Raw genomic sequence first — 14,489 nt, 5'->3', positions numbered from 1 at the left:
TCAAGTATTGCGCTATGATAAACAAGCTCCTGACCATTGCAATTGCCGCCGCCCTCCTTACAGGCTGCGCCTCCGAAAGCAATAACAGTACCTTAGCAGATGACCCGGTAAATGTCGAAACCGATAGCCTCCGCACCGATTCGCTGCCTCCTCAAAAAGCCGTTAGCAGTATTGCCGCGGACACCAGCCACTTTGAGTACGAAGATGGTGTGCTCCGCCTGACCTGGGAAATGCTGTCCGATGTCGTTTTTACCGATGAGTATAGCGATGAAGTGCAAGCCTATGTCCCCTACCCTACCTTCGGTGCTCAGCTGCAGGCCATTGAAGGGCGTGAAGTTCTAATTGAAGGCTATATCATTCCACTGGAAGAAACAGGCGATGAAACCATTCTGGTCCTGAGCGCCTTACCCTACAGTAGCTGTTTTTTCTGCGGTGGTGCCGGGCCTGAGTCGGTCATGGATATCAAACTTCGCCCGGATGAAAAAAGGAAATTTACCACGGATGACCGGATGACCTTCCTTGGTAAACTAAGGCTGAATGACGATGATTTGTATTATCTGAACTACATACTCGAAGACGCAGCTGTCTACCAGTAGTTCTGTTACCGCAGTGTCAAATCACGCTGCTTATTCTTTGCAAAGCAGCTAACTTTACTTGCTTTCACTCCGGAAATGTATTATTTTTGATCCCGATATCTTCCCATCTTTTAGTAACTTTTTTCTCCGTTATTTTGGGTTCAGTGCCAGTCCCCTCACCCTCCCCAGGAGCACAGGCCTAGATAAAAATCTATGCACCAACATGCTAAGCACTAAGATGCACAACACACTGATAGTCGCATGTACCGTTTTCCTGACTTTCAGCTCGTGCAAGAAAGACAATCCGATTGATGAAGCTCCATCGATAGATCAGGAGCTCACCGAAACGCTGAAAGATGTTTCCAAGTCCGGAGGTTTAGCTTTTTTTCAACTGCCTTCAGCAGATGATTACAATCAAATCCCGCAGGATCCGTCCAACCCGCTTACTGAAGCTAAAGTAGAATTGGGTAAATTTCTCTACCACGAAACCGGCATTGCCCGCACCCCCCGGGACATCGCAGGCCTGGGCACTTACTCCTGCGCCTCCTGCCATTTCGCTTCCGCCGGATTTCAGGCCGGACGGCATCAGGGCATTGGTGAAGGCGGAGAAGGCTTTGGCTTTAACGGGGAATCCCGGGACAAAAGTGAAGCGTATAATGTCCTCAACGTGGATGTTCAGCCCATCCGTAGCCCAACGACCTTGAACTCGGCCTACCAGATAGCCATGCTTTGGAACGGGCAGTTTGGTGCCAAGGGCATCAATGCCAACACTGAATATGCCTGGACCGCAGGCACTCCTAAAGCATTAAACCACCTTGGTTTTCATGGTGTGGAAACTCAGGCTATTGCAGGGCTTTCCGTGCATCGCCAACTGGAGGACACCTCAGATGTATCCGACCTGTCGAATTATAAGGCCTTATTTGATGCGGCCTTCCCGGAGCGCCCCGTAGCTGAACGCTACAACCGGGTCGCTGCCGGTCTGGCTATTGCCGCTTACGAACGAACCCTGCTGCCCAATGAAGCGCCCTTTCAGCGATGGCTGCGCGGAGACATCGATGCAATGAACGCATTAGAAAAAGAAGGTGCACTCGTTTTCTTCGGCAAAGCACAGTGTGGCAATTGCCATACCGGCCCGGCGCTCAACAGCATGGAATTTCACGGTATTGGGCTGGGCGACTTGATGGATTGCCCGGAGGAGGTATTACTGACCTCTGTAAATGCTCCGGAGCACCTCGGCCGGGGCGGCTTTACCAACCGGGCAGAGGATATGTACAAATTCAAGGTGCCTCAGTTATACAACCTCAAAGACTCCCCATTCTACGGGCATGGGGGAACTTTACGGTCGATCCGGGAAGTAATCGAATACAAAAATAAGGGCGTCCCACAAAAGTCTACAGTCCCTGCCGGACAGCTGTCGGAAGACTTTGTACCGTTGGGGCTGACCGATCAGGAGATTGATGCGCTGATTGCCTTTGTTGAGAATGCCCTCTATGACCCCAACCTGGACCGTTACGTACCTGAAACACTGCCAACAGGGCAGTGCTTCCCTAATGCAGACCCAATGTCTCAGGAAGACCTGGGTTGTTACTAAATCCCGGCTCTAGCAGCCACAGAAGCCCGGCGGAATCATTCTGCCGGGCTTTTGCATTAAAACTTAACCCACCACCCTTCCTTTTCCGTATCCGATCGGTCATAATCCACCCGGTGTACCAGTTGCTCTCCGGCATTCTTCAGAATGATGCGGCCTCCGGTATTCAGCAACCGGACACGTCCCAAGCCCACTCGCACAACGCTGCCCGCCTGAAGTGTGTAAGCCGCCAACCGATCGGTATTGCCGTTCTGGTCTTCAATGCTCCAGCCGCCTAACGCTACCGGCTGATCAGACAAGTTGACCAGCATTAGCTTTTCAGCGCCGGACTCCGGGCCTCTGGGGTTGATTAATGCAGCGACAATTTGTACAGCCTGGTCTTCAGCCTCCGGAACCTCAGGCTCATTGGGAACTGGGTCGGCTATCGGAGCAGCCTGCTGTACGGCCCTCGCAGCATTAACCTTTCCGTAGCCAAACCATTCGGAATACCCGCTGGCATCGTAGCTCCCTTTCAAATTGCCAAGAATGGGATCCGGATTTTGGTCTGTTATTTTGTCGGTTGTGTTTTTCAGAAGCTCGAGTAGTTCAGAAGCTGAAAGCTTAGGATTTACAGATTTGACAAGCGCGGCCACGCCTGCTGCCAGGGGGCAGGCACTGGAGGTCCCCCCAAAGTTGCCCGTATAACGGCTCCCCGGGGCAAAACCAAGCCCTGTATCCTCGTTATCCGTTGTCCAAACCCCTCTGCCCGGCAGTCGTTCCTGCTGATTGAGCGGGTTCCAGTTGTCACTGGGAGCGGTAACGGTTATGCCTTCGCCCCAGTTGGAATAAGCCGATTTGCGGGCCAGGCTGGTCGAAGCCGCTACTGCCACGACATCAGGATGGGCAGCATAACCATTCACAATGGGCCCGGTAGTGGTCTTCAAACCCTGGGAGGGGTGGCGCCAGGTAAATCCGGTATTATTCATATCCCGGATTGGCGCATTGTAGTTGCCGGCAGCAAAAAAGACCAGGCACCCGCGCCCATCTGGTCCTCCATTGCGGTGCAGACGTTCCATCTGATTACTCAAAAGCGTACTCAGAGGTGCGTACACAGGCACTGGCCCCCAGCTACAGGATATGATATGGGCATTGCGCCCGGCGTAGTCAAAAATATCGAAAAGCATATTGTCATCGGCACTCAGCGGAAAGCGGATGGGCAGAAAGCTGCAACCCGGAGCCGCCCCAACAATCCCCGCACCATTTTCTTCCCCTATGGCTACACCGGCACAGGGCGTACCGTGGAAGTCCCCACTTGCCCGCTCCGGCCCCGGGTAACTATCCCGCCCTGAGTAGTCGCGCGCCCCCACAACTTTCCCGGCACCCGACAAATCAGGATGAGAAAGGTCAAAACCATCATCAATAACGGCAACCGTAACCGCACGATCCCCCCGGCTGATCTTCCAGGCTTCTGTGCAGTCCACGCCGGCCTCTCGTACCAGTTCAAGGCCTGCCCGTGCCTGTAAGTGCCACTGCTCTGCAAAAAGGGGGTCTGAAGGCTCATACTGTGGGGCAAAGCGATTGATTAGGTTTGGTTCAGCATATTTCAGGCGGCCATCTTCTGCCAGTTCGTTACTCACCTTCAACGGGTTTTTGCGGGCAGCATGAGTCACCTGTACCAGGCAGGCTTCCTGATTGTTATCGTAGCTTTTCAAAAAACGAAGCCCGTATTGCTGCAACACGGCCTCTTTTTCCTCTGTGCTGAGTACTTCCCTGAATTTAAGGATCAACTGGTCCGTCAAATAATAACGGGTAGCCGCATCACCCTCCGGGCAGTAGGCGTGGTGGCAAATCAAGGGGCAGGCACTGTGCGTACGCAAATGCTCCATGAGCTGATCGAGTTGGCCTTCCTCTGTTTCTATTTTGTATACATTGCCCAACACCTGCTTGGTCTGACGAAGCCCCGGCTGAGCGGCCAATACGGCCCGGGCGGGGGCGTCAGGCAGGATTGCCGTAAAAAAATGATCCGCACGTTCCAGTTTTATGCGCTCTGAGCCACGGTACAGATAATAATCGAGGGCCATAGTGTGTTTTTTAATGGATGTTTAGCGTACTAAGCATATTAGACTATGTTTGGAGCCTGAACAAGCGTACTATCCACGAAAAGGCTTGCAGATACCCCTATGCTCACAATAATACGTTTTTTCACCACGGATGATCAAAAGGTCTATATCAAATTTTCATAAAATGAAGCCGATACTGCTTTTCCTCACCACTATTCTGACCCTGCATTGCTCTACTTTGGATGCCCCCGTTGAGCTCGTAGCCAACTCCAACTCTCCACAAACTATGCTCGAAGCGGTCAATGATCTTCGTTCCCGGGGCTGCCGCTGTGGCCTGAAGCGTATGCCACCGGTGCCTCCCCTGAGCTGGGACAACCGTTTGCAACAAGCTGCCCAACGGCATGCTAAAGATATGGCGCAGCAGGGCTTTTTCAGCCATCAGGGGTCTGATGACAGCAATGTCAGCACCCGCGCCCGGGATGCAGGTTTTGCCTGGAGGAATATCGGTGAAAACATTGCCTATAACTATCCGGATGCAGCTGCCGTAGTGGCCGGCTGGCAGGAAAGCCCTCCCCATTGCAGGAATATGATGTCAGCAGACTTCAGGCAGATGGGTGCTGCTGTTTACGGTGGTTATTGGGTACAGGTGCTGGGGCAGGAGTAACCCCTCTGCTTATCGGGGCAATTGAATGTAAAAAACCGTTCCTTTTCCTGGTTCGCTATCCACACGAATGGAGCCGCCGTGCTGCTCCACAATCCTATGGCAAATCGACAATCCGAGCCCTGACCCCTCAATATCTGCATGGTTGTGCAAACGAATAAAAGGTTTAAAGATTTTGGGTAGAAATACCTGATCCATACCTATACCATTATCAGCGACACTGAACACCCAGGAGGCCTCCTCCTGCCGGGCCTCCACCCGAATCACAGGATCCTGACCGGAGCGGTACTTCAGGCTATTTTGGATGAAATTGCTAAAGAGCTGATACAAGCGGCTGTAGTCTCCTTTGATAACAGGCAATTCGGAAAATATAACCCTGCCGTTGACGGCTGTAATTTCGCTGCGAAGCCCCCGTTCCACATCTTCAATCAGGCGCTTCGTATCAACATGCTGAAATATTGCAGGCCGCTCCCTGATACTGGCATCTGTAGACAGGTCTTTAATCAGTTGCTCCATTCTGCGAACAGCCTGTAATATAAAATCTACGTACTCCTCCTGAGATTTGGACAAAGGGTCAAGGCTTCTGAGGAGCAGCTGCATGAAGCTCATAATGTTGCGCAGAGGTGTTTTCAGGTCATGAGAAACAGCATGAGTATACTGCATTAGTTCCTGGTTCACTTTTCTCATTTCTGCCTGCTGTTCTTTGAGTTGGCGGGTCAGCCCGGTGACCTCCTCCAACGCAGCCCGTTGCGCCTTTAGCGAAAACAAAAGGTTCGAACTGTTATCATTAGAGGGAAAATCTGCGAGGCTGAGCTGTAGCTCATCCATATTTTCATCAGGGTTCAGCAGTAAACTTCCCATAAAAATGAGAGTTCGGTCATCTCCTCTAAAGGTGATAAACTCCCCTTTGAGCTGAGATTTTTTATCTTTAATATCAAATATGATTACCGCGCCAATTAAATCATAAAACGCCTCATGAGACAAATCCACCTCATACGGGAAACGCAACTGCAGTACATCACTTATAGGCAGGGGGGTACCATTCCAGTTGAGGACTTTAGCCAGGCTGTTGCCAATATTGACGAGAGTGTTGTGCTCATCCAATGCAAAGAAAAAAGGGAAAAAACGATTTAAAAACTTTATGCTTGCGACCATTTCACCTCAAGACCAGATTAACAACTCCTAAAAAACTTCTCCAACACACCGCCGGTGCACCGGGACCATTTCACTCATGACAGCAAAACGTCAAAGTAGATGTTCTCCGGCGACATGATATAAACCTTTACTAATCATTTTTTTTACACTTTAATGTCAATAATAAACTCTTCACAGATCGATTCTTTCTCACAGGGGCCTGTATGCGTTACTTCCAAAGGTGTATCAAAATATTGCCCCAGCCCTTGAAGCATACCGGTGACAAAGGCCTCTAACCCTTGTCGTTCGCTTCGATAATGCAGCTTGAGTTGATTTTCGCTTATACGCTCACATCGGAAAGAAGGAGGCCGAAGCTCCGGGAAAATGTGGCTCATGCCGGCATGCATATGGTCCAGGTTAGACAGGAAGGTATACAGGTCTTTGCCCGCGAGTTTCAACATATCACCATATCCATGTACTGCGTTGTATTCTATCCAGCGGCGTCCAAATCCCATCAGCATATCAGGTATAGATTGCCCGGTGTAACTTGCTGCCTCAGCAACCATACGGTGGGTTAGCTCATCTGGGTAAGGCTCTAGATTGACGAAGATGTCATCTTCCAGTTTTATCCTTTTACAAATCGCCTGCCAGGCAGTTTCCCCGTAACGCTGAAAAATCGCATCCTTTATTACCTTGTTTACCAGTCCATACATACACATAAAAAAAGGTAAAATATATCAGAATGCCGAAACAATCAGCTACCCGATGGTGTAGCTCTGGCAGATTAATCAGATTGGCAGCTCTTCAATTTTTGCCACCAGCACCTTCGCATGGGCTTCCATCACCTCATGGGAAAGCCCTGCTGTATGAGGGGTGAGGATTACATTTGAAGCCTGCCGCAGATATTGAAAGGGAGCGGGCAGGGTGCTCAGCTCCAGAACATTGAAAGCCTGCTCTTCGTACTCCAGTACATCGAGCGCAGCGCCCAGTACTTTACCGGACTGCAACTGCCTGACCAGGGCTGCCGTATCCAGGATTAGCCCGCGGGCAGTGTTGAGCAGATAGAGTGGCTTGGCGAAACCCGTGAGCAGCTTTTCATCAATAAAGTAGTGGTTATCTGCATCGTAGGGAATGTGCACGGTAACGATGTCAGCCTCTTTTTGTAACTCAGCCAGGCTGACTTCTTCCACCCCATCATTTCCGAATCCGCGCTTGAACTTATCATAAGCGATCACCCGGCATCCGAAACCCGACAGGCGCTGAGCCACAGCCGATCCAATATTGCCATAACCAATAATGCCTACTGTACGATGCCGCAGCTCAAAGCTCTGATTACTTTTGCGGTCCCAAATGCCCTGCTGTATTTCCTGGTGCGCTTTATTGATATGGTTGAGCAGCCCCAGCATCATACCCATGGTTTGTTCTGCAACGGTATCCCGGCTGCCCTCCGGTGAGTTTAGCACGGCAATGCCCCGGCTTTCGGCGTAAGCCACATCCACATGCTCCAGCCCAATGCCCATGCGGGCGATGAACCGCAGATTGGGGCAAGCCTCCAGAAAAGCGCGGTCAAGGGTAAAGCGGCTTCGCAGGATGAGCCCCCTGACCCTTTGCAAATCTTCCCGCAGGCTTTCAAAGGTTTCCGTATAAGCAGCACGCACCTCATAACCCGCCTTCGTAAGCTGATCAGGTAAATAAGGGTGCGGTTTGTCCAAACAGATAATCAGACCGGTCGGCATTTGTAAAAAAAGCTTTAGATTGAGTGCAAACGAAAAACATGACAAAGGTATACTTTCTACTCGTACTGATTTTAGGAATCAACGCTTGCACCATGAAGGAATCGTCTGATCAGTCCTCCGCTACTAAAGCCCCCCCTGCCAACATGCTGATGATTGGCACCTACACTCAAAAGCTGGGGCACGTGAATGGCAAAGCAGCCGGGATTTACACCCTCGCTCCGGGCAGAGACAGCCTTTTTGCCCGTGCTCACACCACTGCCGGTATTGAGAACCCTTCCTACCTGACGATCGATACCGCCGCACGCATGCTCTACGCCGCCAGCGAACTGGTGCCCGGAGGAGCCGACAGCAGTGGCTACATTTACAGCTACAAAATTGGGCCGAAAGGCGGGCTCACTTACCTCAACCGGCAGCCTTCCTACGGTTTTGCGCCCTGCTATGTCAGCATCAGCAACGATGGCCAATTCGTAATGGCAGCGAACTATGTAGGTGGAACAGTCGCCGTTTACCCACGTAACGAGGATGGCAGCCTGGGTGAAGCAACCGATCAGCAGACCTTTACCGGATCGGGCCCGCACGAGCAGCAGGAGGCTTCTCACCCGCATTGTATCATACAGGCTCCTAAAGGCCCCTGGGTGTATATTGCAGATAAAGGGACCGACCGGGTGATGAGCTTCCGGCTAACAGCGAAAGGGCTGCTCCAACCAACTGATCAGCAGTTTGTACAAACCGCTCCCGGGGCAGGCCCCAGGCACTTGGCTTTTCACCCTACCCTTGCTGTGGTCTACCTGATTAATGAGATCAACAATACTGTAGATGTATTCCAAATGGAAAAAACCACCGGCGCTTTGTCCCCCATCCAAACGCTGGCAACACTGCCTGATGACTTCTCGGATTTCAGTGCCTGTGCCGACATCCACGTCAGCCCGGATGGCCACCACCTTTACGCTTCCAACCGCGGGCACAACAGCCTGGCCATTTACCGCATTCAGGCCGAAAACGGACAGTTGGAGCACTTGGGCTGGGTGCCTACACAGGGCGACTTTCCCCGCAATTTTATGATCTCAGAAGATGGGAGTCAGCTGTTTGTTGCCAATCAGAACAGCGACAACATCGTCATCTTTGACCGCGACCCGGCGTCCGGACAGCTCATCCGGCAGGCAGTGATCGACTGCCCCACACCCGTTTGCATAAAATCTGTTGAACTATGAAAGGTAATATCCCTTCCAGAAAGAAGGTCATGATTAGCGTCAAGCGCTCCTTCATGAACTACCTGAGGAAAAACAACCGCACGGCCGATCTGCCCATGCAGTACGACGACCTCCTGCGCTATGAGTCCTCCATCCCCCTGCTTGATCAGGAAGGCAACGATACCCTCTGGGAAACGGTCTATTACTCTCAGTCCGACTTCGAGGATGTCAACCAGGCCATGAAGCTGATCTATGCCCTGCTCAAAACCGATGGGGACGTGGAAGTGCTCGACCACCTGACGGTAGCCCGTATCGACTTCTGTACCTTTGGGAATACCAAGCCCTTCCGGGTACGCATCATCAACCGGCTGAATGACAACTACGACCATTTCTACATTAAAAAAGCGGATGCTTCCCGGGTGTATGGGCTGGAACTGGAGTGGCTGCTTTCGCCCAACCACGTCACCTACCTGATAGACGGGGCCACGCTAATTGAAGAGCACGTGGCCGGTATCCCCGGAGATGATTTCATGAAGAACAACCTGCAGGAAACGACTTTCAATCAAATCCGTATTGCCAAGGAGTTCATCAAGTTTAATGAGCGCTGTTTTGTGCGGCTGCTGGGAGATATGCGTGCTTACAACTACGTCATTGCCATCACTCCGGATATTGAAGGCTCTCAGTACCGCATGCGCCCAATTGACTTTGACCAGCAGTCCTTCGAGGGAAGAAAGGGGTTTTACCTGCCGCAGTATTTCCGGGAAAACGACCCCATCATCTACCTGGGCATGCAGCACATGACTCCGGAAACCGTCAAGCAGTACCAGCTGGAGGAACGCAGCCTGATCGCCGGACGGGTCAAGACGTCACAAAAACAATTCAAGGCATTGATGGACGTTATGATGAAGGATGAGATTTCGACGCCGGAGAAAACCAGGGAATTGGCAGATGGGCTGGCGCACCACCACAAAAACAAACGCTTTGAGGATTGCCGTACAATGGGAGAAGTGGTCTTGAATAATATTCAGCTACTGCTCGAAAAAGACTTCAAACAAAGCATTCTGTTGAAGCCCAGAAACTAAAAAACCTCCCTCCTTTGAATCTCAGAGGAGAGAGGCTATCCCAAAAACCGATTATATATGTCAAAAATCCCAATTTATATTGAATAATAAAAATTTCTATCCGATTAATTCTGTATTTATTTCAAAACGAGCTAATTCTGTTGCGTCATGGATGGGTTAAATGCAACTGAAGTGAAACGTTACGCCCGCCACCTTGCGATTCCGGGGTTTGGCCCGAAGGGACAGGTACGGTTAAAGCAAAGCCGGGTGCTGGTGATCGGAGCAGGCGGGCTGGGCAGTCCGGTACTGTTGTATCTGGCAGCAGCTGGCGTTGGGCACCTGACCATCGTTGATTTTGACCGGGTGGAAATGAGCAACTTGCAGCGGCAGGTTCTTTTCACAGAATCAGATCTGGGGCACCCCAAGGCAGAAGCTGCAGCTAACCACCTGCGCAGGCTGAACCCGCAGATTGAGATCAGCGCAATTGTTGCCCCTTTTTCCAGGGAGAACGCCCGCGAGCTGATCCGTCAGGCCGACCTGGTCATCGACGGTACCGACAACTTCCCCACCCGCTATCTGAGCAACGATGCCTGTGTACTGGAAGGCAAGCCGCTGGTGTACGGCAGCATCTACCGGTTTGAAGGACAGGTCTCGGTCTTCAACCTGCTACGGGAAGATGGCAGCCGTGGCCCCAACTACCGGGATATTTTCCCCACACCTCCTCCGCCCGAGCTAGTGCCCAATTGTGCCGAAGGAGGCGTACTGGGCGTACTGCCCGGCATTATCGGCAGCATGCAGGCCAATGAAGCCATCAAAGTGCTGGCACGTGTCGGGGAACCATTGGATGGCAAACTCCACCTTTTTGATGCCGCTACGCTTTTGTCCCGAACGATTAAGATTGTGAAGCATCCCGAAGTGGCAATCGGGCACCTAATTGATTACGATCAGTTTTGTAACCCTGCTCCTGCAAATCCACTGCCGTCTGTCACTGTAAAGGAACTGGCGGAATGGCGTCAGCAGGGCATGCCTCACCAATTGATAGACGTTCGGGAGCCCTACGAGTACGAAATCGCCAATCTGGGCGGGCGCCTCATACCAATGGCTGAACTTCCCGCACGTAGCAGCGAGCTTTCAAAGGAAACGCCTTTAGTCCTGCATTGCCGGAGCGGACAGCGGTCGGCACGGGCCGTAAGGCAATTGCAGGAGGCCGGCTTTCAAGACCTTTATAATTTGGAAGGCGGGATTCTGGCCTGGGCCGAAGCCATCGATCCGCAAATGACAATTTATTAGACTTGATGTTTCCACGCCTGTCAGTCCGCTTTGAGCCGGTACCGCAACCGGACCGCTCCATTGCTGTAGGACTTTGAATCGAGGAGTTCCACCATCGTCTCCGGAATGCCCCCCGGGAACAAGGGAACCCCCTCCCCCAGGAAAATGGGCATCAGGAAAAGGGTGAACTCATCCACCAACTGCTCCTTCATCAGAGCTTTGATGATTTGAGCACCGCCGTCGCAGTAAATGTCCTTGCCAGGCCTGGCTTTAAGTTCCCGGGCCAGTTCCACAACCTCTCCTTTGTGAAAAATGACGCCGGGCTGAGCTGGGATATCCTGCCGGGTGACGACGTAGCAATGCGGGTATTGCTCAGCAGCAGGGAAGTTCCCCGCAATTTTCATAACCACATCATAGGTCCGCCGCCCAACGAGGTAGGTATCGACCGACTCAGAAAATTCGGCATGCCCGAAATCCTCCCCTTCGAAGCGGGACAGAAAGCTCAGGTCATCGCCAGGGCCGGCAATATAGCCGTCGAGGCTGAGGGCAATAAATAGTTTTATTTTCCGCATGGTCAATTGATTATTTCCCGGACGGCGCCGTCCACCTCTAAAAACAAATCTGCACCGTAGGCTTTCGCCGGGGTTTGGAATCCGGGCTTGGCCTGCCCTTTGAGTATCCGCTCAACGATCATAATACTGGTCAGGGCGGTGAGGGTGTACCCTTCCGGCATGACGGAACGCGCGGTCCGGGTTTCACCTTTGGCATTCGTTACCCGGCCCCAAACGAGGCTGCGGCCGTTTTTGCGCTGTTCGGCGGAAGGTCCGGCGGGGCCGCTTAGCACCCGCTTACGGGCACGTGCTTTTACAAATGGCAGGCGCAGGAACCAGCCGAAGTACTTCTGCAGCTTCACATAGCGGTACGTTTTGGGGTGCACCGCAGTGTAAGTTTCAATATTCGGAATGCCGGAGGAATAGTAAGCCGTGGAAACATCACCCCAGGGAATGGTCATGACCAAACGCTTAAAGTCATCGGCAAATTCCACCGTCATCGACTTGTGACCAAGGGGGACTTTTGTGATTTTGCCATTCTGCCGAACCGCGCTGCTTTGCCCCAGGCTTTCCGTCATCGTCAGGGCCGTACCCCGGGAAAAGCGGGTGCCCTGAGAAGCAAACGCCAATTGCAGGTGGGTGGCATCCGGGAGCTGTTCTTTGAGGAAAACCGCCATGCAATCGGTAGGTACCACGTCGAAGCCGGTGCCTGGCATCATCATGATTTCCGCTCTTGCTGCCTTTTCCCCCAGAGCTGCGCCCGTTTCAAACACCGGGATTTCTCCGGTAATATCCAGGTAATGGGTGCGGCTGCGCAGGCAGGCTTCCATCATAGGGCGTGCGGTATGGATAAACGGGCCGGCAGCGTGCAGGACCAAACCGCAGCCTTCCAGCTGTTTCGCTATATTTTCGGCATCGTCCAGCGGGAAAATCCGGTATTCCAGCCCAAGTTCTTCCGCCAGGGGTTGCACTTTTGACGCTGTCCGGCCTGCCAGAATTGGAGTTAAGCCTCGGTCCTTGGCATGGCGCGCGATCAGCTCACCGGTATAGCCATTCGCGCCGTAGATCATCCACTGCTGTTGCATCAATTGACTTTTTGTGAAGAGGCAAGATAGGGAATTCTATTTCAAATCTGCTACCATCAGGTTGCAGCCCCGCACATCGCTGGCATCAAGGCGGCCGAGGACTTCAAAGCTGCCATCGTCGTGAACGCGCCCGAGGTCATCCGTGGCGATGAAGCTAATGGTATCCAAATTGGCCAGGTCGATGATATTCAGGGCTCCGGTCCTGCCGGGGACAGGCTGCGCAAAGGGGTCGGTGATTTCACGGGTGCGCACCTGCATCGTTGGGGAGGCCCGAAAAAGCCCGTTGCCGGTGGAATAGGCCTGAGACAGGAGTTCTGTCATTCCATATTCGGAATGAATTTGCTCTACCTGAAAAGCCTGCCTAAGCTGAGCGTGCAGTTCCTCCCGGGTGAGCTCCCGGCGTCGGCCTTTCATGCCCCCGGTTTCCATGATGATGATGCCGGATAAATCGGTGGGGTGGGCTTCTGCCAGGTCGAGCAAGGCGAAGCTTACGCCAATTAGTAAGGTCGGCTGCTGGCTTTTTTGGCACTTTTGCAAAATCTGTAGCAGCTCACCGGTGTTATACAAAAAGAATCCACTGTTTGGATGCCCGGATTGGCGAATAAAATCTTCCACCATAAAAACCAGGGAGGAGCCACTGCGTTCCAGATAAGAGGGTAGCAATGCCAGTACACAGTAGTCTTTGAGGCTTCCGTAGAAAGTTTCAAAGCCGCGGCGGGCACTTTGCTGATAGAAAGCCTTGCTGCGCAGCAGGTGTTTGCTGGAAATAGCTCCGGTAGTGCCGCTGCTGCTGAAGATTGCCTCCGGTTGCCAATCACCGGTTTGAATGGTATAACTTTTAAACAGCGAAATCGGCAGGAAGGGGATATCAGAAAGGCGTTGAACTTTTTCCGGCGGTTGCCCAAGCAGCTCAAGGTAGCGTTGGTAGAGTGGATTACACGCCGCCTGAAACCTGAACACCTCCAGTGCTAAGGGTTCAAAATCAGGGGCAGTGACGTGCCCGATGCGCTCTTTCAGCGCTGCATGTTCTTTTTTATAATTCAACAGTTGAAATTTTTCCGATGAAAACGACATCCCTTGTAATGATTCTTGGCCTGGCACTATTCAGCTGTGTAAAACCAAAAGACTATCCCATAGAACCAGAGATTGAATATATTGGTTTTAACAAACTTACTATACTACAGGGCGGACCTAATGCCCTCAATGACACCCTGGTTCTCCGTTTGGGCTTCACCGATGGCGATGGCGACCTGGGCAATGATGACTCCGCTATTGATATTTTCATAACGGACAGCCGGACGCCCGGCTTCCAGGAAATCCGCAAACTGCCGGTTATCCCGGAAGAAGGCGTGGGCAATGGCATCTCCGGTGAAATTATTCTGCGCTTTCCCAACAAGATAGACCAAATTTGCTGCCTTGAGGGGGAGGAAGCATGCGCCGGGCCGATCGAAGGTGTACCTTCAGAGACTTTCTCTTACCAGGTACAAATTCGGGACCGGGCAGGCAACTTAAGTAATGTCGTACAGACTGAAACCGTCACTATCCTATGCGAGTAGTGATTAATAGGCACTGTTCAAAAAGCCAATCAATTTTGACCCTG

The 14,489-nt window shown here is 52.1% G+C and carries 14 protein-coding genes; 7 read left to right on the top strand and 7 right to left on the bottom strand.

Translation table 11 applies throughout. The features are described from left to right. Positions 1-14 precede the first annotated feature (14 nt). Both ACO08I_RS26190 and ACO08I_RS26185 read left to right on the top strand, forming a co-directional pair. Entirely contained in the window at positions 15-596 is a 582-nt protein-coding gene (locus ACO08I_RS26190) for a hypothetical protein (RefSeq protein ID WP_282774060.1), read from the top strand. Positions 597-798: 202 nt separating this feature from the next. Then, positions 799-2,166 carry a cytochrome-c peroxidase gene (locus ACO08I_RS26185; RefSeq protein ID WP_421947583.1) on the top strand — a complete coding sequence of 456 codons (1,368 nt, stop codon included), beginning with the start codon at positions 799-801 and terminating at the stop codon, positions 2,164-2,166. A 56-nt stretch (positions 2,167-2,222) separates the two neighbouring features. On the opposite strand, the gene ACO08I_RS26180 is transcribed toward ACO08I_RS26185, so the two are convergent. Then, on the bottom strand, positions 2,223-4,223 hold the full coding sequence (locus ACO08I_RS26180; RefSeq protein ID WP_421947582.1) for a S8 family serine peptidase: 2,001 nt from the start codon (positions 4,221-4,223) through the stop codon (positions 2,223-2,225). A 163-nt stretch (positions 4,224-4,386) separates the two neighbouring features. Between ACO08I_RS26180 and ACO08I_RS26175 the strand changes: the two genes are divergently transcribed. Next, positions 4,387-4,866, top strand: a complete 480-nt coding sequence (locus tag ACO08I_RS26175) for a CAP domain-containing protein (protein WP_421947581.1) — start codon at positions 4,387-4,389, stop codon at positions 4,864-4,866. Positions 4,867-4,875: 9 nt separating this feature from the next. Here ACO08I_RS26175 and ACO08I_RS26170 read toward each other — a convergent pair whose 3' ends face one another. The 3 genes from ACO08I_RS26170 to ACO08I_RS26160 form a co-directional block, all read right to left on the bottom strand. Continuing rightward, positions 4,876-6,018 (bottom strand): sensor histidine kinase, encoded by a 1,143-nt coding sequence (locus ACO08I_RS26170; RefSeq protein WP_421947580.1) that lies wholly within the window; start codon positions 6,016-6,018, stop codon positions 4,876-4,878. Positions 6,019-6,161: 143 nt separating this feature from the next. Further along, positions 6,162-6,710 (bottom strand): heme NO-binding domain-containing protein, encoded by a 549-nt coding sequence (locus ACO08I_RS26165; RefSeq protein WP_421947579.1) that lies wholly within the window; start codon positions 6,708-6,710, stop codon positions 6,162-6,164. A 75-nt stretch (positions 6,711-6,785) separates the two neighbouring features. After that, positions 6,786-7,733, bottom strand: a complete 948-nt coding sequence (locus tag ACO08I_RS26160; protein WP_421947578.1) for an NAD(P)-dependent oxidoreductase — start codon at positions 7,731-7,733, stop codon at positions 6,786-6,788. 38 nt (positions 7,734-7,771) lie between these two features. Here ACO08I_RS26160 and ACO08I_RS26155 point away from each other — a divergent pair, with 38 nt between their 5' ends. From ACO08I_RS26155 to moeB, 3 genes are all read left to right on the top strand, one after another. Continuing rightward, positions 7,772-8,944 (top strand): lactonase family protein, encoded by a 1,173-nt coding sequence (locus ACO08I_RS26155; protein ID WP_421947577.1) that lies wholly within the window; start codon positions 7,772-7,774, stop codon positions 8,942-8,944. Further along, entirely contained in the window at positions 8,941-10,005 is a 1,065-nt protein-coding gene (locus ACO08I_RS26150) for a hypothetical protein (protein ID WP_421947576.1), read from the top strand. Before ACO08I_RS26155 ends, ACO08I_RS26150 begins: the two co-directional genes overlap by 4 nt. Before the next feature lie 147 nt (positions 10,006-10,152). Then, positions 10,153-11,274, top strand: coding sequence for a molybdopterin-synthase adenylyltransferase MoeB (gene moeB / locus ACO08I_RS26145; protein WP_421947575.1), 1,122 nt, complete (start codon positions 10,153-10,155; stop codon positions 11,272-11,274). A 20-nt stretch (positions 11,275-11,294) separates the two neighbouring features. On the opposite strand, the gene ACO08I_RS26140 is transcribed toward moeB, so the two are convergent. The 3 genes from ACO08I_RS26140 to ACO08I_RS26130 are packed head-to-tail and all read right to left on the bottom strand — an operon-like array spanning position 11,295 to position 13,933. Beyond that, entirely contained in the window at positions 11,295-11,825 is a 531-nt protein-coding gene (locus ACO08I_RS26140; protein WP_421947574.1) for a dihydrofolate reductase family protein, read from the bottom strand. 2 nt (positions 11,826-11,827) lie between these two features. Continuing rightward, positions 11,828-12,889 carry a saccharopine dehydrogenase family protein gene (locus ACO08I_RS26135; protein ID WP_421947573.1) on the bottom strand — a complete coding sequence of 354 codons (1,062 nt, stop codon included), beginning with the start codon at positions 12,887-12,889 and terminating at the stop codon, positions 11,828-11,830. A 36-nt stretch (positions 12,890-12,925) separates the two neighbouring features. After that, positions 12,926-13,933, bottom strand: coding sequence for an acyl transferase (locus ACO08I_RS26130; RefSeq protein ID WP_421947572.1), 1,008 nt, complete (start codon positions 13,931-13,933; stop codon positions 12,926-12,928). A gap of 17 nt (positions 13,934-13,950) precedes the next feature. On the opposite strand from ACO08I_RS26130, the gene ACO08I_RS26125 reads away from it, so the two are divergent. After that, the gene (locus tag ACO08I_RS26125; RefSeq protein WP_282775708.1) at positions 13,951-14,445 is read left to right on the top strand and encodes a hypothetical protein; all 495 of its coding nucleotides are present in this window, start codon (positions 13,951-13,953) and stop codon (positions 14,443-14,445) included. The last annotated feature ends 44 nt before the right edge of the window (positions 14,446-14,489 follow it).

Source organism: Phaeodactylibacter xiamenensis (assembly GCF_965229835.1).
GTDB classification, from domain to species: domain Bacteria; phylum Bacteroidota; class Bacteroidia; order Chitinophagales; family Saprospiraceae; genus Phaeodactylibacter; species Phaeodactylibacter xiamenensis.
Note: the sequence above shows the minus strand (reverse complement) of the source record. Positions and strands in the feature narration are given on the sequence as shown.